The sequence below is a fragment of the Sphingobacteriales bacterium genome (assembly GCA_016711285.1).
Taxonomy (GTDB): Bacteria; Bacteroidota; Bacteroidia; order Chitinophagales; family UBA2359; genus JADJTG01.
This window is the reverse complement of record JADJTG010000013.1, coordinates 687,291-709,306: the sequence shown is the minus strand read 5'-3', so window position 1 is coordinate 709,306 and position 22,016 is coordinate 687,291. Positions and strand designations below refer to the sequence as shown.

The window sequence follows — 22,016 nt, the reverse complement described above, 5'->3', positions numbered from 1 at the left end:
GGAGGCTACCACTGCGGAAAACGCTGTGGTTCACATTCGTGCATCATTTCATAAATGGCTTCAAATATATCTTCGGCTGAAGGTTTGGTGAAGTAGCCGCCATCAGAGCCGTAAGGCGAGCGGTTTTCGGCGGCAGTGAGGGTGCGCGGTGCAGCATCTAAATAACGATAACCGTTTTGTATTTCCAATACCTGCTGCATCATAAAAGCCGTGGCTCCGCCGGGTACGTCCTCATCTAAAAACAACACGCGATTGGTTTTTTTCAACGATTCCACCAACAAATGCCCCGTATCAAAAGGTAAGAGCGTTTGTATATCTATCAATTCTACCGAAATACCCACTTTTTGCAATTGCTCTAAGGCTTCTATCGCTACATTTACACAAGAGCCGTAAGTGATGAGCGTAACATCGTTGCCGACTTGCAGCACTTCCGGCACACCCAAAGGCACTGTATAATCGCCCATATTGTCGGGCAGGCGTTCTTTGAGGCGATAGCCGTTCAAACATTCTACTACAATGGCGGGTTCGTCGCTGCGGAGCAGGGTGCTGTACATTCCGGCGGCTTGCACAAAGTTGCGCGGCACACACACATGAATACCACGCACACTGTTCAAAATCATTGCCATCGGCGAGCCGGTATGCCAAATGCCCTCCAAGCGGTGTCCGCGTGTGCGCACAATAAGCGGAGCGCGTTGTTTGCCATTGCTGCGATAACTCAAAGAAGCTAAATCGTCTGTAAGCGGCTGCAACCCGTAAATAAAATAATCTAAATACTGAATTTCGGCAATAGGGCGAAAGCCGCGCATCGCCAAGCCTATTCCTTGCCCGATGATAGAGAGTTCGCGGATACCGGTGTCAAAAATCCGTGTTTCGCCGTATTTTTTTTGCAAATTGGCAAATCCCTGATTTACATCGCCGATAAAGCCTACATCTTCCCCAAAAGCCAACAAATGTGCATCGCGCTCAAAAGCTATATCAAAGAAATGATTGATGATTTCGTAGCCGTTGAGCAGTGGCGACTGTTCGGTATAGGCGGCTTTGGTTTCCGGCACACGCAAAGCGGCAAAGGGAGTATCTGTGAATAATTTGCTGCGATAAGTGGCGTTGCCCCGATTTTTTTGTGTTTTGAGCCAATGACGAAGCTCTTCTTTTATAGGTGTATCATAAGTATGCAATGCCAACAAAAAATGTTGCGCTGTTTTGATGAGAATTTCAAAAGAAAAACTCCGTTTGGCGGCATAGTATTTCCAAGCCTCCTGAACGGCGGCATCGTTGGCAAATGCCTGAACTGCCTGCTGCAAAACAGGCTCCAAAACGGCTTTGGCGGCGAGTATGGGCTGCGATTGACTTTGCAAAGCTTGCTCACGGGCTTGCAATACTTCGGCAGTGAGGTTTTGATGGAGTGTTTCTAAGTCTTCTTTCGTGATAGTGTTGCGCAATAACCTCCTTTCTTGCATTTTTGCCAACCACCCACTCCCCCCCCCCCCTCGGGTTTTTTTTTTTTTTGCACCCCTTGCGCGAGCCGGGGGGGCCGGCCCCCGCGGGTGTGTTTCCGGGTTATTATAAAACAATGCCGGAATATGTGTGCTGCGCATTTGCTCAATACCTTTGCCGATGGTTTCGCACAATTCGGCATAGTTCCACGCTCTGCACCGATAAATTTGTATGCCGTTTTTGTCGGCTTCATATCAAAGCCGCTCAGGGCTTCGGAGATGCTCTCTTTGGTGGTTTGATATTTTTTTGGAACAGAAATTCCATAGCCATCGTCCCACACAAACACCGCCAAAGGCACTTGCAAAACGGCGGCGGCGTTTATCACTTCCCAAAAATGACCTTCGGAAGTAGAAGCATCGCCGATAGAAGTAAAGCAGATTTCGTTGCCGTTTTCGGTAAATAAATTGTTGGGGGGGGATTTTTTGGGGGCGGGAGCCAAACCGGGCGAACGCGGCATTTGTCCGGCGGGGCGGGGGGTGTTGGCGGGGGTGTTTTGGTGTTTGCTGGAGTTGTTCCTTTCCTCCTGCCCTTTTTTCCTGTCCGTGCCGGAGTGGGGGGTGTTCCGCCGCCGCGGGAGGGTTCCGGTCCTTGGCGGCGGCGGGGGGGGTTGGGGCAACGGCGGGCCCTGTGCTCCCCACTCCCCGGCGGCCAGCGCCTTGGGGGGGCGGGGCCGCTGGGGGAGAGAGGGGCCGCGGGGAAAAAATTTGGCGCCCGCGCCCCCCGCGGCTTCTCCCCCCTCCCCCAAATTTTCAAATTTCGAATTTTGGTTTAATTTTTTTTTCGTTTAAGAGCCCCGTTGGCCCCCCAAAGAAGCCCTATTGATAATCCGGTAAAATTTAGTTTTTGTCGAGGGAAAAGGGATTTTTTGTTTTTGGTAAGGTTTTTTTTGTGAACTTTGAAGGGAATTTTTAAAATGTTTTTGGAGAAAAGTGGGGGTTGAAATTGAGGAAAAAAGGGGAAAAAAAAGGGAAAATTTGATGTAAATTTGAAAAATTGTTTTTTAATAAGAAGATAATTTTGAATTGGAAAAAAAAGTAGTTTAAAAAATGTTTAAAAAACATTTTGACAAAATTTTTGGAGTTTTTAAATTGTTGGTATTGTTTGGCCATAAAGTTTTTCACATAAAAGAGTCAGCAGATTACCTGAAACGGCTACATAAAAAGCCAAAGGGAGGGGCTTTCCTAAAGTAAGGTTGTTGATGAATATCCAGGGGGTTTTCCCCGCAATCATCTTCTTACCTCCAGTTCGGGGCTTCTGGGGCTTTGATAAAAAAGGGGGAGGGAAGCTCCCCCCAATGCGGGGGGGTTTTGGGGTGTTGCGGGAAAAAAGGGGGGGGTTGCTGTCGCCAACCTCCGGGAGCAGCGAAAAAGAGGGGATATCGCAAAAGCTAAAAGATCCCAAGAATGGGTTGCGCACCTACAAAGAAGCACAGCAGTGGCTGAAGTCGGAGTTGGGTATTGAAAAAGCAATACAATACGGTAAGGATGTATCTGAAGCGAAACTTTGGCACAAAACTCAAGGTGGGTAGAAAAAGCCATATCAAAAAGGACGAAGCGGCGGTTGATACTTTTAAAAAACTTATCAAACACGCCTTAAAGGCATTAAAAATAAGGAGTTTCGTCTTTCAGGCTGCCAGTGTATAAATATTTATGTTGCTGACGAAAGCAGGGTCGGGTTATTGCCCAATATAAGACGATGCCTTACCGCAAAGGGCGTAAAACCCATCGTAGCTTACCAACATCGCTTCCAAAACTTCTATCTCTTTGGTGCCTATTCCCCATCAACGGAGACAATCTTACCTTAGAAATGCCTTACTGTAATACGGTCTGCTTTCAAATATTTATAGATAAACTCTCCGTACAAAAGCCTGAAGAATTCAAGATAATTCTACTTGACAATGGTGCTTTTCACCACAGCCGACAATTGGTAATTCCTAAAAATATTCATCTGTTGTTTATTCCTCCTTACTCTCCCGAATTAAACCCCGCAGAGATGATATGGCGATTCATCAAGGGCAAAACTGCTAACATTATTTGCAAAGATCTGGAAGAACTCTCCGCCAAAGTCACTGATATTATCAACGATATGAGTAACGTTATCATTCAATCCATTACAGGTTGGAAACTTTTTACAAACTGTGCCTTTTAGATGTTTATTTGGTATAATAAATCCTTTGAGACAAATATTGAAATTTTTTTTTTAAAGGCTATAATAGAAATATTTTGGCATAGTCTTAGATACGCAAGAAGAAAAATAACATCGCCGCCAAATGAACACTATTTTTTTTACCATTTTTTCTGTAAGTGTATTGATATACACTTCTTTATTTTCTGTAGTTGCTGCTGCAACTCTGCCTACTGCCGAGCCAATAAAAAATATAGTTTTTGCCAGCGGAACTTTGCAGGAAGCCCAACAACAAGCCCGCCGCGAGGGTAAAATACTTTTTGTAGAAATATACGCCACTTGGTGTATGCCTTGCAAATTTTTGGAACAAAATGTGTTTTCCAACCCTGAAATTGCTGCTTTTTACAATCATTATTTTGTAAATTATAAACTCAATTTTGACAGTATTGAAGGCGAAATTTTCAAACAAGAACATCAGGTTCAGTATTTGCCCGAATTGTTTTTCTTTGATACTTCGGGCAATATCGTATTGCGCGAAACCGGAGATTTGAGTACACAGTCGTTTTTGCAAATGGGCAAGCAGGCAGCGGGAAATCCGCCGATGCCGCCCCTTGGCGATATGTGGGCTGCCGGAGGAGAGGACGACATTGTTTATTCTTCTGCTCCTTCTTCTTCTTCTTCACAAAAACACTATCCCGAAGCAAATGCTGCTGCACCCTCTTCTAAACAGGTAAATGCCGCCGCATCGCAAGCCAATAGCATAGAACAACGCCAACTCAGCGAGTTGCACACCTTAGCCTACCAACTAAAAGAAAAAGGAGAATTTGACACTTTTGTAGCAGATGCTTATCTGAAAAAAATAGGCAAATCCAAAAGCAAATTGCACAGTGCGCAAGTAATGAATTTTATCTATGCTTTTTCGGAAGATGCACCTTCACGGGCTACCGAATTGCTGATTCAGTATCACGAATGGTTTGAGCCGCACTATGGCAGTCTCCATATTGATACCCGCATCAAAAACGCATTGCGATTGGGCGTACAACGTGCCGCCGCCAACCAACAGCCCGACAACTTCGAAAAATGTTTGCGTTTGGCTAAAAAATCAAAGCTGAAAGACAAAAAAGAAGTGGCAACAGAATTGAAAATGTTGTATTATCAGGAAATGAACGATGTGAAATTATATGTCAAAGCTGCCAACGAATATTTTAAAAAATCCAAACGCCCACAAGCCGATATTTTGAAAAATGCCGCCCGCTTTGTTGCCGACAACAGCAATGATAAATACGCACTTACACAGGCGTATCGCTGGGCAAAAAAAGCATTCTCCCTACAGCGCAACGATTACGAATTGCAGACTTTGCTCAACGAAATCAACCGTAAAATATAAGGTCGCTTGCAAAAAAAAGCGGCAATAAAAACTGGAGGTATTTTGTGAACCGACTTTTAAAAAGTGGCAGTAAGACCTGTTTTTACACCGCTGAATGCGGGTTCAAAACGGCACACACCGCCCGTACAAATAATTCCTTGCACTTGTTTGGCGTAGCCGATAAAAAAGCGGAAAGTTTTTTGGGTATAAAAAGCAGAAATATCGTAGTAGTGTAGTTTGCTGTTGAAATTGTACATATCTGATACCGAAAGCGAATATTTCGGAGCAATGTTAAACTCTGCTAATCCGTAGAGCCAGTCGCCTAAATCCTGTTTTTCGGCGGGGTCGTCTGAGCCGAATAGTTTGCGGTCGCGCTCGGTGAGCATATATTGCAACTCGGTGCGCAAAGAGTATTTTTTTGTGAATTTATAGGTATATTCCACAAAAGGGGTGAGCGTATTTACCCATTTTCCTTTCTGCTCATAAATTTGTCGGTTGTAATCTACCATATTAAAACCACACAACATTTTCCACGATTTTCCTTTGAGTTTTATTTCGCTGTCTATGTATATTTCCTGAAATAATTTATCATCATCATTGAACACATAACTGGCATTTGCCGTAAAAGTCAAACCTTTTTTGGGACTTACTGTAATATCGCCCTGAAAGGCGGTTTCGTCCAAAGGCTGCGCATTGGCTTGATAGCGGGCAGGCAAACGCAGAGAATTTTGTTTGGCAAGCGGCGGCAAAAAGTTGATGATGCCATCATTCAAATATTCAAACGGCGAGGTGCGAAAAGCAAAATGGTCTAAATCGCGGGCAGAAAAAGTAATGCCGAATCCTTTGCGAGAGTAAGCCACACTCCCAAACAACAAGCGTCCTTCGGGCTGAATGAGATCGGTTTTTAAACCTACCACTTCTCCGGCATCGTTGTAAAGTGCTTTGCCGTCACGCATCACATCGGCGGTTTTTCCGGCATATTCCATCGTAAACGACAGATTTTTGTAATTAACGGTGTTGTAAAGCGAATATACAAAACCGTTGTATTTGGGTACAAAGCGTGTTGCCAATGGCTGATTATTGATTTCGTCGGCGATGGAGGTCATGGCGTTGGGCGTAAGTGTACGATTGACCACCGACAAAATGGGCGTAACACTAATGTCTTTATTTTTACCTAATAAAAAATAACCTTCCGCACTCATTCCCTTCACAAAAGAAGGATAAGTATAAATAAATGCGTTTTTGTCGCTTTCATTGACAAAGGTGCGCATGTTTTTCATTTTTCCCGCAATGGCTTTTACTACAATATTGGAGCGCAATTCGTATTGTGCTTCTACGCCTACCAAAGCATTATCCAAGCCCAAGCCCCTGTTTTCAAATGCACGCAATGTGCTGCCGCTGCCGAATTGCTCGTAAATATAACCGGCGGCTATTTTCAGGCGTTCTATTTTTTTGCGTACATAAAAAGAGCCGATACCTATACCGTTGTTTTGAACCATACCGCCGCTAAATACCGAACTGTTGTGGAAAGCATCAAAACGAACACCTGCTTCAAAGTGTTGTTCGCTGTTGTGATAGTTAAGTCCGAACCACGTTTCTGAGCCGGTTTTTGCCCAATCGTAAAAAGGTGTGTTGGCGGCGTTGCGGGCAGTGTCGGTATCAAAAAAACGGGCAGCTATTTGCACATCGCCCGACCATTGTGCCTGTGCCGAAATGAAGATACAGCAAGCAGCAATACTTTTTAACAAGGCAGTAAAAAATCTCATACGAAAAATAGAATTTTGATGCTGGGTAAAAAAAAGGTAAAAAATTCAGATTAATTAAAAGCGGTATAATTTGGCGGTACTGTGTTTTTTTAAAAATTGCCGGATAATTTTTTCGGCGGTGAGCGTATCGCCACGATAGGGTTGGAGTTGTTCCAAAATATCGTTGTTGCCTATACTGTCGTCTTTTGAAAAATAGCCGTATCCTTTGAGGACATTGTTCTGTATGCAAATCAAAGAAAATTCGCTGTTTTCTCTCCCTTCGCCGCGTATAAAGAAATTTTGATGTGGATATTGGTATTTGCGCAGCACGTTTTTTATTTTTTGATTATAATAATTTACATCTTGCGCCAAACTGATGGAAGTGCTGCAATCTTCGTGGCGGTGATAGGAACAAGGGGTGTGCTGTGGAAAGCCGCACAGCACCGCACAGCAGCCGTCATTGTCCACGCGGCGTTTGAGCCAGTTTTCGGCTTGACGTTGGTTTTCAAAAACGGTCAGCGGAGCATGTATATCGTGTGCTTTTATTTTTTGTACCACCAATTGCACATAGCCGTTATAATCGTGTATAAATACGCCGTATTGTTTAGAGCGTTCATTGATTTTATTAAAAGCGGGCTGCAATTTTTCCAATTCTTCCTGCTCGCGCAATTCGGCGATGAGTTCGCTGCCGCATACTTCAAAACTGATGTCGCCGATATGCGAAAAAGCTGCTCCTTTGCGGCTTTCGTGGGGCGTTTCGGAAAGTAAATGCACCACGCGGGCGTGAATGTCATTGGCTTTTTCCAAATATATCACCGTACCTTGTGTATCATGAAAATAAAAAATTCCGGTTTCTTCAGGCAGTATGTCAATGTGTTGCGAGCTGAGATGTCGTGCCAAAGGTGAGGTATGGACTACATTGCGCAGGTGTTCGTTGATGATGCCTTCACGGTCGTGATGCAGGAGTTTTTCAAACAACAAGACGGTGGCGGCAGCATCTCCGGCAGCGCGGTGGCGTTCGCTGATGGGCAGGTGCAGGGATTTGCATATATCGCCCAAACTGTAAGAAGGATAGCCGGGCATAATTTTACGCGCAAGTTGTACGGTACAGAGGCGTTTTTTGCGAAATTCGTAGCCTAACGACTTAAATTCCTGCTTGACGAAGGAATAATCAAAGTGGGCATTGTGGGCAACAAAGGTGCGGTTGTCGAGCAAATGCACGATTTCGCGGGCTATTTCGTAAAATTTGGGCGCAGTGGCGACCATTTTGTCGTTGATGCCGGTGAGTTTGGCTACATAATCGGGAATGGGGATTTCGGGATTGACCAAACTTTCAAATTTATCCACAACTTTTTCCCCATTGTGAATAAATATGGCAATCTCGGTGATTTTTCCGTATTTGTAACTGCCGCCGGTGGTTTCTATATCAATTATCGCGTACATGAGCTTTGTAAGTGCCAAATTAAAAATATTTTGCCAATGCCGCAAAAATTATCCTTATTTGTGTCTTGAAACGCCCTGTCTGCACTCTCAAAGTGTCGGTGACGCACTAAAAATCTCGCTTTATTGGCTTATTTTTGTCCGATATATTTAATTTCTGATACGCTCCGCCAATACGATAATGAAAATCATTTACATGGGCACACCCGAATTTGCTGTGTTGCCGCTACAAACTTTATTAGCTGCCGGCTGCGAAGTCTGTGCAGTGGTTACGGTTGCCGACAAAGCCGCCGGACGGGGGCATCAGCTTCAAATGTCGCCCGTAAAACAATGTGCCGTGGCGCACCATATTCCGGTGCTGCAACCTGAAAAACTGCGCGATACAACATTTTTAGAACAACTTCGCGCTTTCAATGCCGATTTGTTTGTGGTGGTGGCGTTTCGTATGCTGCCGGCAGCGGTGTTCACGATGCCGCATTTGGGCACTATCAATCTGCACGCTTCTTTGCTGCCTCAATATCGCGGAGCTGCTCCCATCAATTGGGCTGTTATCAACGGCGAGCGCGAAAGCGGTGTAACTACTTTTTTTATAGAGCAGGAAATTGATAAAGGAAAAATAATTTTTCAGGAAAGTGTGCCGCTTGCGCACGATACTACCGCCGGTGCCTTGCACGATATGCTGATGCAGAAAGGGGCGGCTTTGTTGCTCAAAACGGTGTTGGCGATTGAAAGCGGCAATTATCCGCAAACAGAACAAGCCCACATAGCAGAAGAACATTTAAAAAAAGCACCCAAAATTTTTAAAGAACATTGCGAAATTCAGTGGCAGCAACCCTGCGAACAGGTGTATAATTTTGTGCGGGGCTTGTCGCCTTATCCGGCGGCATATACTTGGTTGCAGGGGCAACGCCTCAAAATATTGTCGGGTACTGTGCTGCTTCAACGGCATACTTTGGCGGCGGGCGAAGCGGTGCTGCAAAACGGCGAATTGCTTTTTGCCTGTAATGATGGTTTTTTTGTGTGCGGCGAGGTGCAATTAGAAGGCAAACGCCGCATGTCTGCCGCCGAGTTGTTGCGCGGGTGGCGCAATGTTTCATAGCTTTTCGCCTTCGCCCGATGTTTCGTACTTTTAATATCTTTTTAGGCTTCAGCAATATAAAATTAATTTTTTATCACATTGGCATAGTTTTTTATATTATTTTCGTGATATTATTATTTATTTGATACTGATACGGATATACTTATGGATAGCACTAGTTTTTTGGCATATTTAGCCAGTTTTATTATTGCGATAGTATTTTTGTCGCGTATGGCTAAATCATTTATGCAAACCGGTTTGGTAATAATGGTTGTGCTTTTTATTTATATGCTCGTATCCAACGACCGCCCCAGCGATGTGTTTTATCCGGGTGTGGAGCAAGTATTTGAAAAACACGATTTGGTAGATTTACAGCAACGCCATTGTGTCAATGAACGCGATGCGGTGGTGTGCGAGTGTATTGTAGAGCCGGTAGCAAAAGATATGTTTAATCGCTTTTCTAATGGCAAACTCGACCGCCTTCAAGCCAGCGACCGCGAAGCCTTTCATCGTGAAACACTCAAAAGTTATCATCGCAAAAGTCAGGTGATAGACAAATGCCTGCGCGAAAAAGATAAAGGCAAAGTGCGCATTGTGGAGTCCTTGCGCGTGTTGTATCAGGGTGTTGATGATGCAAAAAATACCCTGAGCGGCAAAGAATAAAATATGCCGCCGCCGCTAAAGGCACAAAAATCTCTTTTTACATTATCTATTATTCTTTGCTGTCGGTCGTCAAAAACGCTCCAAAGTCGTTTTGATGAGGCGTTGCACTAAGGCTTTGCCGTCTTTGGTAAAAGTTCCCGAAGGGCGGTTGGCTAAAATGGCGTTGAGCGACAGGGCGCGATGCCCTAATAATTGGGCAAGTGCGTAAATGCCGGCAGTTTCCATTTCAAAATTGGTAAAACGCGCACCCTTAAAACTTTGCTCTTGGAAAAAATCCAGCAGACCTGCAAAACGAACCGGAAGGCGCAATTGTCTGCCTTGCGGAGCATAAAAACCACCGCAAGTGAGCGTAATGCCTCTATAAAAATCATCTCTTGCCATTTGTTCCAACAAAACCTCATCGCCCCAAGCCATATAAGGTTGCAAAGGCAGTTTTTTTCCTAATTCGTTTAGGTAGGTACTTGTTTCAGAATTGTAAGACATTTGGTAAAAAAGCATCAGACCATCTAAACCGATGCCTGCCTGCGAAGCTAAAAAACTGTCTGCCGGAATATCCGGCTGCAAAGCTCCCGATGTGCCGATGCGTATAAACTGCAAAGAGGTATGCGTGTTTTTGGGCAGACGTGTTTGTAAATCAATATTGACGAGGGCATCTAATTCATTGATTACAATATCAATATTATCTGTGCCGATACCGGTGGAAATTACAGTCAGGCGTTTGCCGTTGAGTTCTCCTGTATGTGTGACAAATTCGCGGTGTTGGCGTTGTACATCAATGCGGTCAAAATGCGCCGATACCATAGCTACGCGGTCGGGGTCGCCAACTAAAATAACGGTGTCGGCGATTTCTTCGGGACGAAGGGAAAGATGGTAAATACTGCCGTCAGCATTGAGTACCAATTCGCTGGATAAAATACCGGATTGCATAAAAAATAAAAAAACAACCGCTGTTTTTGTTTCGCTTCAAACGGTTGTTACGATTGTGTGAAAAAATTAAATGACCTGCAAAGGTACAATGATATTTTTATTGTACAATAATAAAAATGGGTTCATGTTTTAGGTTTTTGCTCTAATACAAAGGCTGTGTTTTCTTTGTTGTTATCGTTTCACAAAAGGATAGGCTCGCATATCGTTATTTGCGGCATTGCGCAGCACTATCCAATACACACCCGCCTGATAATTTTGTATAAAAAGTTGTTCGGAGAAAGCAGCACCGTTTATTGCCGCCGGCTGTTGGTGTATTACCTGACCCAAAGTGTTGCGTATTTCTATATACAATTCCTTGTTGTTGCTTTTACACTGTCCGTTTATCGTTATCCAATCGCTGCTCGGGTTGGGCGAAATGTGTAAATTTATATGGTCTGCTTCTTTTATGCCCGTACAATTTTCTATCGCTACATTAATAGAAGCCGTAGCAATACATTGTGCGTGTGTGCTGTGCTGTGCCAATATTCCTGCACAGATGATTATCAGGTGATATATTTTTTTTCTCATAAGTATCTGAAGGGTTTTTCTATACAACTAAGTTAAGTTTTTTTTAAAAAAAGAAAATATGATTTCCCCCATTTTTTAGGGTTAAAAATATTTTATTAAAAAAATACCTGTATCGTTTTTTGTTGTTGAGATGGAAGAAGTTTTTTTAAAAGCTTTTAATCTTTCCCGCGCAGCAATTCAATATAACCGGAAAGTTGCTTTTCTATGGTGCTTTCTCCCGAAATGCTGTTCAACGCCAATACATCGCATACATAAAAATACACACCTTCGGCTAATTCTTTGCCGCTTTGTTGGTCGGTGCCGTTCCAGTTGATGGCGGGGTCGGAGGTTTCAAATACCAAATTTCCCCAGCGATTGTATATTTTAAGGTCAATGCTGCTCACAAAAACGCTGCGGCGCGGCACAAATAATTCGTTGTCGCCATCGCCGTTGGGTGTGAATGTGTTGGGGAGTTCGTATTCCAAACAAGCGTCTTTGCACACAATGTTGCTGTTGCTTACGTTGTATGCCGAATCGTAGGCTGCTACATAATAGCAAACTGCCAGCGAATTGGCGACGGTATGCACATAATCGCTCACCGAAATGCCTTCTAAAGTATCCAATACAATGTAAGGCGAGACGGCAGTAGGGGCGGTATAAATGATGTAGCCCGATATATCTTCCCAACAGCTTGCGTCATTTATCGCCCAATCTAAACGATTTTGATTAAAAGTATCGCTTACGGGTTCGCCCTGACTGAGGCTGTCGCAATCGTTGCTCACTGCGAGGGTGGGGGCGCAAGGCGGCACATTGTCAATGGGTGTAGCACAGGTACGCTGCGAGTTGTTGAGTAGCGGTGCAGCTACCGCACTGTTGAAATAGCTGCCTTTTGCTTCAATATAATAGCAATAGGATTTTCCGTTGGTCAAGGGGCGGTCTTCATAAGCGGGAATGATTGTAGTAGCGATGGAGTCGTAGGCGAGGCCATCGGTGCTGCGGTATATCACATATTCGTAGTTTTGCCAAGGCACTTCTGCCTGCCATGTGAGGTTATTTTGATTGTCGGTGGGGGCTATTTCCAAGCGTACCGATGAGGCAATTTCGCTGCTGCCGAGCAGAAAACTGCCCGATACATAAAAATTGATGCGATAGGTATAGGCTTGCCCTTCGGTATTGAGGGCGGTGTCGGTATAGGTGGTGTCGTTGGCGGCGGAATAGGTGTTGGCGGTAAAAGAGGTTATTGGTACAAAATTATTTCCGCCGATACCGTCGGCACGGAGTAGTTCGTAAGTATAAGGCGGTGTATTGACCAAAGTATCTAAGGCGATGGCATCGGGTTTTGTCCACGTTACAGCGATTACGCCGTTGGCGACATCGGTATTGATAACGCTCACCTGTGTCATCAGGGGAATATTTTGCGGCAACTCCACGCATACACCCGCCGAAGGTACGCTTTGGGCGGTGTTCAGTGGATAGTTTCCGGCGGTACTTACGTCAGAAAAATGTGCCACTATGCGATAAGTGTAACTAAATCCGGGTTTAGCGGTATTGTCGGTATAGGTGTATTGATTGATATTTTCCGCCAGCAAAATATAGCCGTCATCGGCACTCATACCTTGTTGGCAACGGTCATATACTGTGCTGTCGCAGCCCTCTTTGCGCCAAACGGAAAAACCATAAAATTTTTCGGAGGTTTGGCATACATAAGGTTGCTCCCAGTTTATTTGTACGCCGTTTCCGATTAATTGGGTGGTTAAATTATAAGGCGGCGGAGCTACTACATTGATTTGCCACGTCTCCAAATCCACCAAATGAATACTTTGCCCGAGATTATTGATAAAATCGTCCTGTGCTTTGAAAACTACCGTATAGTTGGAACTGAAAACGTGTGCGCATACCGTTTGCCATTGAAAAGTGCCGCTCGCCATTCCCGAACCGTTGTTTGCCGTAAAAGTAGCCGGACTAATATCTAATTCCAAAGGACCGCCATAAGCGGTGAGATGTAGAGGTTGCAGGGGAATGTTGGGGTCGGTGGCACTCACTTGCAGCGTGAGTTGCTCGCCCAAAAAAATACAAGTATCGCGCACGGCGGCGATTTCGGGCGGGCGGTTGGTGGTTTCGTCAATGAAAATCTGCATATCGCGCACCATCGTTCCTATTTGCTCCCCGCTTCGGTACTCGCGGATAAGGATAGCGATATTGTAAATACCTGTTTGCTGGGGCGTGTTCCATATCAGTTCGCCGGTGTGGGGGTCTAAAGTAACCACATTATCTGCCCCTGCCATTACTTCATCTAAATAGCGATAGGCAGGTACTTCCTGTGCGGTGGCTTGTTTGGGTACGATAAATTCAAAATAGAGGCTGTCGCCGTCTATATCCCAAGCATTGGGATTGTGGATAAAAATTTCGCCTACTGCGCCATGGTCAATGGGCGGCTGATAAAGAATGGGCGAATTATTGTAGCCGTAAAATTGGGGGTTGGGTAAAAAAAGCGTGTCTTCTATGTAAAAAGGAATATTGACCGACTCGCCGAAGTTGATATTGACAATGTTGGAAATGCGGTTGGGGTCGAGTACCGAAACGACATAAAAAGGAAAAGCTCCCGGATAAACGTGTATGCCTTTGTAGATGTTTTTTTTGGTTTCGTTGTCGTCGAATACTTCGCCGGAGGGTACGCCGTCGGGACCCGAAGGTCCATTAGTGCGCCATATTTTTTCGCTGCTGCCATCGCCCCAAAATATTTCCAAAGTGTCGCGGTCGGCTTGCACACTGATGGGGTCGTCGATGCGGGTGTAGGTGATAACACTAAATTCGAAGCGGAATTGCTCGGTGGCGGTGGGAGCATGGCGATAAGTGATTTCGCCCGCACGGTTTGGGTGGCATACGCTTTATTGCCCGCAAGCATACACAGTATATAGACTAAAACCGAATTATTTTTTCATCACATAAAAATATAAAAATATGCACACTTAAAAGATAGAGCAGATAAAAACTAAAAACGTTGAACCCAATATTTAATTATTTACACAAGAAAAAAACAAAGTATTTGTCAATAAGTGCCAACACACATTTATTTACGATTTATTTAATTGAAAACTAAAGGATTTAACTAACTGAAAAAATCAACATTTTGATAGTAAAATTTTGATAAAAATAATAACAACTAAATAGAGGCTCAACTACTTAGTTTTTATTACGGTTTGCCGCGCTTGGCGTAGTGGCAGGTTTTTAGCACAAAAATTCAATAGAAGAACTGCACTTGAACTTATCACAAAACTGTCATACGAAGCATTGCACCCGCCATTACGCCAAACCGCTGTTATGTGCTGTGCTTCTTTGTCCATCGTTAAGGTTTTTTTTAGACGAATGAACCCCTTTGTAATGCTTCATCAGGGTTGTACCAAGTAGCATCAACGAATTTTTGTATCTCGTGAGTGAATTTACCAATGACTTCTGCTGAAATAGGAAAGTCTCTATGTTGAGTCTTTACTTCTGCTAATAAACTTCGTTTTTCAAATGGTAAACGCTTTGCTTTACGAAGAAGAAAAACATTGTCTATCTCTGTCAATCGTGTATCTTCGGGTTGCATATCTAAATACTCAACAAGGGCGTAATATTTTGCGATTGGGCAACCCTGTTTTAGCCGTGATGCAGTTCCTGCACATTCTTGAAACATTGTCTTGTCATAATTGATTTTGCATTCTGCTGCTAAAACTGCTAAATAAAATTTACCTTCAACTGTTTTAGGATTTGTGAATTCAGAATCAGATGAAAATTTATAATAAATAGCTTTGCCAATTGTAAAATCTTGGTCTTTCACTTTAAGAATTACTTCGGGTTTTTGATTTAAGGTATTTATGCTTGATGGTCTAAAAGCCAAAGACATAAAAGCCGTTTGTGGCCCAGTTTCTAATTCAAAAGTAGGCAAATTGTTTAAAATCTTGGGGCTAACTAAATGGATTAAAAATTCTTCCATTATACTGTTATCCAATTTTAACTGTCCTTTTTGCCTTTTTAAAAAGTCCGAACCCTTTGCAGCAATTAAGTCAACTTCCAAATAATCTTTGTACTCATTTAGCAATGAGGTCATCTCAATAATTCGGGTTTCTCCCAATGAAGTCAAGGTATTTGTCTTACTAATCCAAGTTTCATAAGCTACTAATGCTTCCTTTAAAATATCTACATCTCCATTTGATTTGGGGTTAGTGATAGCTGCTAAAAGTTTTTCTTTATGCGGTGTACTGCTCATTTAAAATAATGTGTTTAGGATTAAAAAGAGGCGAAGGATTTACCTCTGAAATATTCAAAATAGCTTCTGAAATATCAGCCTGAACTCCATTTTGTGTTGTTTTTAGACTATATTCTAAATGTTTTAAAGCAATTGACCTTGCATTAAAATCGTTTGAAAGTTCATTGTGTTTTGTAGCTATAATAATATCTTCTTTGATACTGATACCAAATTTGTTCGTGAATTGTCTTTCAAGAGTTTTGATGTCGCTGAAACCTTCTGACTGTTCAAGAATTTCAATGATTAGCTGACCATTGTAAAATGGAGTGCTTCTCACATTAGATTCTCGTCCCAATATCATAATTAGTTTTGCATTCGGTTTTAATGCAGTCCAAAAACTTCTGATTGCTAATTCCATATCAAGGCAATACTGGATAACTGTCTTAAATCTATTGCCACGATTTTTTCTATTTGAACCAAATTCACTATGTGCAACTTTTAGAATGTCAAAGTGAAAAGTTTCTACAATGGCACGAAAGTTTTGATGATAATTGAAAACATTGATGTATGGAGGTGAAGTCAAAATTAAATCAACTTCGTTTTTTATTTCATCTCCTGCACTTCTCGAATCCTTTAATAAAGCATTTATTGGTTGTTCGGTAAAAGGCAGCCCTAAAATTGCGTTCTTCACATACTGAAAAGATTTATTGAGTGAATCTTTTAGAGTTAGTCCTTTATCCTTTTCAGATTGAAAAAGCAAGTTTAACAGAAGCACACGCTCTTGTTTGTCTATCAAAGTATTACTAAACTTTTCAGCGAAATTTAAGAGATTGGCATAAGCCAATCTATAATCTGAATTGTCGCTGTAAACTTTTTGTCCTTTTAGATTTGAAAGATGAATGTTTAGTTTTAATTCAAATCTATTGCAGTAGTCGTGTCTGTCCTGATAGGGAAGATTGCAAAAAGTGAAAAATTTACTCATTGCATAAGCGGCTGGGTTTATTTCAATTCCTGTCGCTTTTAAGTCAAGTCGTGCCGCTTCTTGCAAAACTGTCCCGCTACCTGAAAAAGGGTCAAGAACAAAGTCCCCCTTTTTGGTAAATGCCTGTAAGATATATTCAACAAACTCAGGTGTAAACTGTCCACGCCAATTGAATAGGTTAGACCGTTTTTTTGTTAATACATCAAGTTTGTCCTGCGATAATTTCATAGTGCTAAAGTTAATATTTTGAAGTCCATTATTGGTTGTTTAATGTCAAAAGTTACAAACTGTCTTGTCGCATTGCGGTGTTCCATAGCATAACATATTACTCTAATATTGTCGTACTATGAAATGAAGGGCTGTTGCTGTAAGTGTGTTCTATTTCGTCCAAAATACTCAATAATTCATCGGCTTGCATAGTGGCTACCAAACGGCTGCGGTAGGGTTTTATGTTTTCAAAACCGCGAAAATAATTGCCGTAGTGTTGGCGCATTTCCAAAATCCCCAAAGTGCTCCCTTTCCATTCGATGGAGCGGAGGAGGTGCTGACGGACGGCGGCTACGCGCTCGGCGGCAGTGGGCGGCGGCAGGTGCTGTCCGGTGGCAAGAAAATGTTTTATTTCGCGAAAAATCCAAGGGTAGCCGATGGCGGCTCTTCCTATCATGATGCCATCTACGCCGTATTGCCGGCGCATAGCGAGTGCTTTTTCGGGGCTATCCACATCGCCGTTTCCAAAAACGGGAATGTGCATACGCGGGTTGTTTTTTATTTCGCCGATGAGTGTCCAGTCGGCAGTGCCTTTGTACATTTGCGCTCTGGTGCGCCCGTGTATAGAAATGGCTTGTATGCCTATATCTTGCAGCCGTTCAGCTACTTCTACCACATTTTTGCTGTCGTCGTCCCAGCCCAATCGTGTTTTTACGGTTACGGGCAATCGGGTGGCTTTTACCACTTGCTCGGTGAGGCGAACCATTTTGTCAATATCGCGCAAAATGCCTGCACCAGCATCTTTGCACACCACTTTTTTTACGGGGCAGCCGTAGTTGATGTCGAGCAAATCGGGTTGGGCTGCTTCTACAATTTCGGCACTGCGGCACATCGCTTCCATTTCTCCGCCGAACAGTTGTATTCCAATGGGGCGTTCTTCGGGATAAATATCGAGCTTTTGTACGCTTTTGTGGGCATCGCGCATTAAGCCTTCTGCCGAAATAAATTCGGTGTACATCAAATCAGCCCCGAAACTTTTGCACAAAACCCTGAATGGCGGGTCGCTCACATCTTCCATCGGGGCTAAAAGGAGCGGAAACTCGCCCAATTCAATATTTGCTATTTTTACCATACGCGAAGGTGCAAAATTACATCAAAAAATAATAAGTTTCCTCCTTTCCTCCTTTCCAAAGGCTAATCCTCTTGTAGGGATTTGTAAATCTCTACTACACCTTTTTTATTTGAGTCTAAAACAAGGTGTGTATATACAAAAAACAGGAATTTGGATTGAAGATACCGCCGAATTTGCTAAATAAAGCTCTAAATGACACTGTTTATTTTGCACTCTTATACGAGACAACTCCACTCAGCCCCAATTCGGCTGCTCAACTTTGTCAAAGTTCGAACTTTGACAAAGTTTTAATAGAAGTCTCCCCAACTCGGCTGGAACACGCCCCAATTCGGCTGGAACGCTCCCCAACTCGGCTGGAACGCTCCCCAACTCGGCTGAAACACGCCCCAACTCGGCTGGAACACGCCCCAACTCGGCTGGAACACGCCCCAACTCGGCTGGAACACGCCCCAACTCGGCTGGAACACGCCCCAACTCGGCTGGAACACTCCCCAACTCGGCTGGAACACGCCCCAACTCGGCTGGAACACTCCCCAACTCGGCTGGAACACTCCCCAACTCGGCTGGAACACTCTGGAACGCTCCCCAACTCGGCTGGAACGCTCCCCAATTCGGCTGGAACGCTCCCCAACTCGGCTGGAACGCTCCCCAACTCGGCTGGAACGCTCCCCAACTCGGCTGGAACGCTCCCCAACGCCGCCGTGCCGAACAACCCAACAAAGTATATCATCGCTTACATCATTTTAAAACCCTACCTTTGCAGCCAAAAAGCCCCCATGCCCAGCATTACCCCCGCACAAGAGGCTATCGCTTATCTGCAACAACTCCTTCAAACCGAAAAACAGGAGGATATTCAACAATATAATCAATATATCATTAAACAATCTGTTGCCGAGCGGCAGCGCAAAGGAACAGCGTGGTTTCCGAGCGAACTCAAAGACAGTGGCTACGGCATCGGCGACACCCCCTTTGTGGTGATTGAGCGCACCCGCGATACCGACAAACCTCATCAATTTTCTGCCGGAAAATTAGTGAGCTTCTTCACACAAGCCGCCGGCGTAGAAAATCCCACCGCCAAGGGCGTTATCAACTACGTCACCGACAAACGTATGAAAATATTTCTCAACACCCCCGAACTGCCCGAATGGATAGATGAAGGAAAATTGGGTGTTGATTTGTTGTTTGATGAGCGCAGCTACCGCGAAATGGAAAAAGCCCTCCAACTCGTAGCCGCCGCCGAGCGCAATCGTTTAGCCGAACTGCGCGAGATGCTGTTAGGCAAGCAAAATATTGTTTTTTCGGAGGTGGCAACACTGCCCCTGCTTCCACCCCACCTCAACGACTCGCAGCAGGCTGCCTTGCAGCAGGTGCTCGAAGCCGAAGATGTAGCCCTCATTCACGGTCCCCCCGGCACCGGAAAAACTACCACTTTGGTACAAATCATCAAAACCCTCGCCGACTCGGGGCAGCGCGTACTCGCCTGTGCGCCCAGCAATAGTGCCGTTGATTTATTGCTCACGCGCCTACTCCACGAAGGCTTAAATGCAGTGCGTATCGGCAATATTTCGCGCTTGGACGAAGAAATTGTAACGCATACCCTCGAAGGCATTTTGTATGCCCTGCCCGATGCCAAAGAAATAAAACGCATGAAGCTGCAAGCCGATGATTACCGCCGCCGTGCCGGAAAATTTAAGCGCAACTTCGGCGTGGCAGAGCGCGAAGAACGCCGCCGCCTCTATACCGAAGCCCGCGACCTCACCAATCAGGTGGCACTCATTGAGCATTATCTCATCAATCGTATTTTGGACAATGCCTCGGTGGTGTGCGCTACTTTGGTGGGAGCCGCCGACCGCTATCTCATGGGCAAGCGTTTTGATTGGGTCGTTATTGACGAAGCCTCCCAAGCCCTCGAACCCGCTACATGGATTCCCATCGCCAAAGCCCACAAAGTACTCTTTGCCGGCGACCCTTTTCAACTGCCTCCTACCGTAAAAAGTTTTGATGCCGAGCGCAAAGGATTGAGCAAAACCCTCATGGAAAAAGCCCTCCTCCGTCTGCCCAAAGTGAGCTTGCTCGATGTTCAATACCGTATGAACGAACAGATTATGGCTTTCCCGAACCGCTATTTTTACAACAACCGCCTCCAAGCGCACGAGTGGGTAAAAACGTGGCAACTGCCCCTGCTCAACGGAAAAAACCAGCCTGTGGAGTTCATTGATACGGCAGGCTGCGGCTTCGAAGAAAAAGAAAACGCCCAAAACAGCAGCCTCTACAACCCCGAAGAAGCCGCCCTCTTGTGGAAGCACTTAGAGCAACTGCTCCAACACATCAACCCAGACTTGCCTTTCCCTTCCATTGGTATCGTTTCGCCCTACAAAGCGCAGGTCGTTTATTTACAAAATATGCTCAACGATTACCTCCAACAACAGCAACTCGCCCCCCACATCAACATCAATACCATTGATTCTTTTCAGGGGCAGGAGCGCGACATTATTTATATTTCTTTGGTGCGAAGCAATGAAAAACAAGACATCGGGTTTTTGAAAGATTATCGCCGTATGAACGTAGCAATGACCCGCGCCCGCAAAAAATTAGTCATTATCGGCGATAGTGCCACCCTCGCCCAACACGACTTTTACGAGCAGCTCCTCGACTATGTTCAGCAAAACAACAGCTACACTTCAGCTTGGGAGTATATGGGGGGGTAGTAGCAGCGACTATTTTTTGCAAAAAAAAGCAAACTTATTATCAAAAAGATTATTTTTAACTTCATAGCGAATAAAAAGCAAAAATTATGATAATAGAAAAAACTAAAGATGAATTTATCATCAAACTAAACAGAAATAAATTTGATTCAGAGCGTTTAAAAAATCTTATATTTAAAAATGGAATGCCATAGGCGCGATAAATCTTTATGGAAAGAAATAATACCGAAAACCTGAAAACCTTTTTCGGGTGGTATGCCTCATTCTAAAAATACCGACAACTGATAATGAAATTTTGGACATACATATACGAACCAGACAAAAGCATTGAGGTTTATCGACAGACCGAAAAATATTTTGAGGAAAACCCCGAAATTAAAAAACGTGTTGAAGAATTAGGATGGATTTATCATACAGTTGGAATGATAATCCCTCAAAATCTTGAAAACCTTTGGTCTGGACACTATTTCCCATTTATCGACTCTTGGGAAGAACTTCAAGTATCATTCAATCAAATATGCTTTGGTCTTTACAAACAAGCTTTTGTTTCACTTAGAAGTGGCTTAGAATTAGGAATGTTATCTGTTTACTTCAACATTAATGACGATGGACATAATGCTGTAAAAGAATGGTTACAATCCAAAGACGTGAAAGAAGCGGACACACCATATGCAAAGATAATTTGGAAAATTCTAAAACAAAATGACAATATTCGATTATTTAACGAAAAACACGATTTAGAAACAGTCCATAAAAACCTTGGTTATCTTCACAATTATGTTCATACAAAAGGGGCAAAATATTCCAACAAAATGGGAATGTTCAAGAGTAATTCACAGCTATTTGAGCCGAAATTAATTCTAAAATGGCTGGATACTTATGCTGAAATAATTTCTTTAGTTAGCATGCTGCATTTATTAAAATATCCGATTTCTGTAATTAGGTTTGACTACAGTAAAAAATTCGGAATTGATATTCCAAGTTTTGGAAATCTGGAAGAATACCAGATTGATAGAATAGCAACCATCTTACCATCTAATTGTTTAGCAGACATAGAAGCTATAGCACAAGCGGACAAAGCAACACAGGAAAGAATTAAGGAAGTAAGTGCATTTCCAGATATGACAGAAAAACAAGTTGAAGAGCAAATAATCAATTCGGAAAAAATAGTAATAGAAGGAGAAGGTTTTACCAAATGGTTAAAAAATAGAGAATTGCTTTTAAAATCGTTAGGGCAAGAGACAAATGACGAAAAAACAAAAACAAGAGTTGAACTGCTAAAACAATGGGCAAAGGAGAATGGCTTTATGGAATCAAAAGCAAAGAGGTTGAATTGTAATATTTAGTAATTTTAAAGGACAGATAGAAAACCAACAACC

The 22,016-nt window shown here is 43.5% G+C and carries 19 protein-coding genes; 8 read left to right on the top strand and 11 right to left on the bottom strand.

The genetic code is table 11. The annotated features are described in order from the left end of the window. Window positions 1-5: 5 nt before the first annotated feature. Window positions 6-1,457 carry a hypothetical protein gene (locus IPL35_12525; GenBank protein MBK8444181.1) on the bottom strand — a complete coding sequence of 484 codons (1,452 nt, stop codon included), beginning with the start codon at window positions 1,455-1,457 and terminating at the stop codon, window positions 6-8. Continuing rightward, a complete protein-coding gene (locus IPL35_12520) occupies window positions 1,409-2,110 on the bottom strand; it encodes a hypothetical protein (GenBank protein ID MBK8444180.1) in 702 nt (233 codons plus the stop codon). The genes IPL35_12525 and IPL35_12520 overlap by 49 nt, the downstream gene beginning before the upstream one ends. 579 nt (window positions 2,111-2,689) lie before the next feature. Here IPL35_12520 and IPL35_12515 point away from each other — a divergent pair. The 3 genes from IPL35_12515 to IPL35_12505 all read left to right on the top strand — a co-directional run bounded on the left by IPL35_12515 (window position 2,690) and on the right by IPL35_12505 (window position 5,005). Further along, the gene (locus tag IPL35_12515; GenBank protein MBK8444179.1) at window positions 2,690-3,022 is read left to right on the top strand and encodes a hypothetical protein; all 333 of its coding nucleotides are present in this window, start codon (window positions 2,690-2,692) and stop codon (window positions 3,020-3,022) included. Between the two features lie 167 nt (window positions 3,023-3,189). Continuing rightward, entirely contained in the window at window positions 3,190-3,642 is a 453-nt protein-coding gene (locus tag IPL35_12510; protein ID MBK8444178.1) for a transposase, read from the top strand. Between the two features lie 121 nt (window positions 3,643-3,763). Next, window positions 3,764-5,005, top strand: a complete 1,242-nt coding sequence (locus IPL35_12505; protein MBK8444177.1) for a thioredoxin family protein — start codon at window positions 3,764-3,766, stop codon at window positions 5,003-5,005. A 56-nt stretch (window positions 5,006-5,061) separates the two neighbouring features. On the opposite strand, the gene IPL35_12500 is transcribed toward IPL35_12505, so the two are convergent. Both IPL35_12500 and IPL35_12495 read right to left on the bottom strand, forming a co-directional pair. Further along, window positions 5,062-6,750 (bottom strand): hypothetical protein, encoded by a 1,689-nt coding sequence (locus tag IPL35_12500; GenBank protein ID MBK8444176.1) that lies wholly within the window; start codon window positions 6,748-6,750, stop codon window positions 5,062-5,064. Window positions 6,751-6,804: 54 nt separating this feature from the next. Next, window positions 6,805-8,172, bottom strand: a complete 1,368-nt coding sequence (locus IPL35_12495) for a hypothetical protein (protein MBK8444175.1) — start codon at window positions 8,170-8,172, stop codon at window positions 6,805-6,807. A gap of 193 nt (window positions 8,173-8,365) precedes the next feature. On the opposite strand from IPL35_12495, the gene IPL35_12490 reads away from it, so the two are divergent. Then, window positions 8,366-9,268, top strand: coding sequence for a methionyl-tRNA formyltransferase (locus tag IPL35_12490; GenBank protein MBK8444174.1), 903 nt, complete (start codon window positions 8,366-8,368; stop codon window positions 9,266-9,268). 144 nt (window positions 9,269-9,412) lie between these two features. Beyond that, on the top strand, window positions 9,413-9,910 hold the full coding sequence (locus IPL35_12485) for a hypothetical protein (GenBank protein ID MBK8444173.1): 498 nt from the start codon (window positions 9,413-9,415) through the stop codon (window positions 9,908-9,910). 69 nt (window positions 9,911-9,979) lie between these two features. Here the strand turns inward: IPL35_12485 and IPL35_12480 are convergent, their stop codons facing one another. From IPL35_12480 to IPL35_12470, 3 genes are all read right to left on the bottom strand, one after another. Beyond that, the gene (locus IPL35_12480; GenBank protein ID MBK8444172.1) at window positions 9,980-10,837 is read right to left on the bottom strand and encodes a nucleoside phosphorylase; all 858 of its coding nucleotides are present in this window, start codon (window positions 10,835-10,837) and stop codon (window positions 9,980-9,982) included. Window positions 10,838-11,008: 171 nt separating this feature from the next. Further along, on the bottom strand, window positions 11,009-11,404 hold the full coding sequence (locus IPL35_12475) for a T9SS type A sorting domain-containing protein (protein ID MBK8444171.1): 396 nt from the start codon (window positions 11,402-11,404) through the stop codon (window positions 11,009-11,011). A gap of 155 nt (window positions 11,405-11,559) precedes the next feature. After that, window positions 11,560-14,151 (bottom strand): gliding motility-associated C-terminal domain-containing protein, encoded by a 2,592-nt coding sequence (locus IPL35_12470; GenBank protein MBK8444170.1) that lies wholly within the window; start codon window positions 14,149-14,151, stop codon window positions 11,560-11,562. On the opposite strand from IPL35_12470, the gene IPL35_12465 reads away from it, so the two are divergent. Further along, window positions 14,146-14,301 carry a hypothetical protein gene (locus IPL35_12465; protein ID MBK8444169.1) on the top strand — a complete coding sequence of 52 codons (156 nt, stop codon included), beginning with the start codon at window positions 14,146-14,148 and terminating at the stop codon, window positions 14,299-14,301. The two genes, IPL35_12470 and IPL35_12465, sit on opposite strands and share 6 nt — an antisense overlap. Before the next feature lie 440 nt (window positions 14,302-14,741). Here IPL35_12465 and IPL35_12460 read toward each other — a convergent pair whose 3' ends face one another. The 4 genes from IPL35_12460 to IPL35_12445 all read right to left on the bottom strand — a co-directional run bounded on the left by IPL35_12460 (window position 14,742) and on the right by IPL35_12445 (window position 18,652). Next, window positions 14,742-15,632 (bottom strand): Bpu10I family restriction endonuclease, encoded by an 891-nt coding sequence (locus tag IPL35_12460; protein MBK8444168.1) that lies wholly within the window; start codon window positions 15,630-15,632, stop codon window positions 14,742-14,744. Beyond that, window positions 15,613-16,821 (bottom strand): hypothetical protein, encoded by a 1,209-nt coding sequence (locus IPL35_12455; protein MBK8444167.1) that lies wholly within the window; start codon window positions 16,819-16,821, stop codon window positions 15,613-15,615. The genes IPL35_12460 and IPL35_12455 overlap by 20 nt, the downstream gene beginning before the upstream one ends. Window positions 16,822-16,918: 97 nt before the next feature. Next, window positions 16,919-17,932 (bottom strand): tRNA dihydrouridine synthase DusB, encoded by a 1,014-nt coding sequence (gene dusB / locus IPL35_12450; protein ID MBK8444166.1) that lies wholly within the window; start codon window positions 17,930-17,932, stop codon window positions 16,919-16,921. A gap of 234 nt (window positions 17,933-18,166) precedes the next feature. Further along, a complete protein-coding gene (locus IPL35_12445; protein MBK8444165.1) occupies window positions 18,167-18,652 on the bottom strand; it encodes a hypothetical protein in 486 nt (161 codons plus the stop codon). A gap of 56 nt (window positions 18,653-18,708) precedes the next feature. On the opposite strand from IPL35_12445, the gene IPL35_12440 reads away from it, so the two are divergent. Both IPL35_12440 and IPL35_12435 read left to right on the top strand, forming a co-directional pair. Next, window positions 18,709-20,640 (top strand): AAA family ATPase, encoded by a 1,932-nt coding sequence (locus IPL35_12440; GenBank protein MBK8444164.1) that lies wholly within the window; start codon window positions 18,709-18,711, stop codon window positions 20,638-20,640. Between the two features lie 284 nt (window positions 20,641-20,924). Continuing rightward, the gene (locus tag IPL35_12435) at window positions 20,925-21,983 is read left to right on the top strand and encodes a hypothetical protein (GenBank protein MBK8444163.1); all 1,059 of its coding nucleotides are present in this window, start codon (window positions 20,925-20,927) and stop codon (window positions 21,981-21,983) included. Window positions 21,984-22,016 lie beyond the last annotated feature (33 nt).

Excerpts from the sequence above, each read along its gene's own strand:
- IPL35_12525 (MBK8444181.1), bottom strand. The coding sequence starts at position 1,457 with ATGCAAGAAAGGAGGTTATTGCGCAACACTATCACGAAAGAAGACTTA.
- IPL35_12510 (MBK8444178.1), top strand. The coding sequence starts at position 3,190 with ATGCCTTACCGCAAAGGGCGTAAAACCCATCGTAGCTTACCAACATCG.
- IPL35_12505 (MBK8444177.1), top strand. The coding sequence starts at position 3,764 with ATGAACACTATTTTTTTTACCATTTTTTCTGTAAGTGTATTGATATAC.
- IPL35_12500 (MBK8444176.1), bottom strand. The coding sequence starts at position 6,750 with ATGAGATTTTTTACTGCCTTGTTAAAAAGTATTGCTGCTTGCTGTATC.
- IPL35_12495 (MBK8444175.1), bottom strand. The coding sequence starts at position 8,172 with ATGTACGCGATAATTGATATAGAAACCACCGGCGGCAGTTACAAATAC.
- IPL35_12490 (MBK8444174.1), top strand. The coding sequence starts at position 8,366 with ATGGGCACACCCGAATTTGCTGTGTTGCCGCTACAAACTTTATTAGCT.
- IPL35_12485 (MBK8444173.1), top strand. The coding sequence starts at position 9,413 with ATGGATAGCACTAGTTTTTTGGCATATTTAGCCAGTTTTATTATTGCG.
- IPL35_12480 (MBK8444172.1), bottom strand. The coding sequence starts at position 10,837 with ATGCAATCCGGTATTTTATCCAGCGAATTGGTACTCAATGCTGACGGC.
- IPL35_12475 (MBK8444171.1), bottom strand. The coding sequence starts at position 11,404 with ATGAGAAAAAAAATATATCACCTGATAATCATCTGTGCAGGAATATTG.
- IPL35_12460 (MBK8444168.1), bottom strand. The coding sequence starts at position 15,632 with ATGAGCAGTACACCGCATAAAGAAAAACTTTTAGCAGCTATCACTAAC.
- IPL35_12455 (MBK8444167.1), bottom strand. The coding sequence starts at position 16,821 with ATGAAATTATCGCAGGACAAACTTGATGTATTAACAAAAAAACGGTCT.
- dusB (MBK8444166.1), bottom strand. The coding sequence starts at position 17,932 with ATGGTAAAAATAGCAAATATTGAATTGGGCGAGTTTCCGCTCCTTTTA.
- IPL35_12440 (MBK8444164.1), top strand. The coding sequence starts at position 18,709 with ATGCCCAGCATTACCCCCGCACAAGAGGCTATCGCTTATCTGCAACAA.
- IPL35_12435 (MBK8444163.1), top strand. The coding sequence starts at position 20,925 with ATGAAATTTTGGACATACATATACGAACCAGACAAAAGCATTGAGGTT.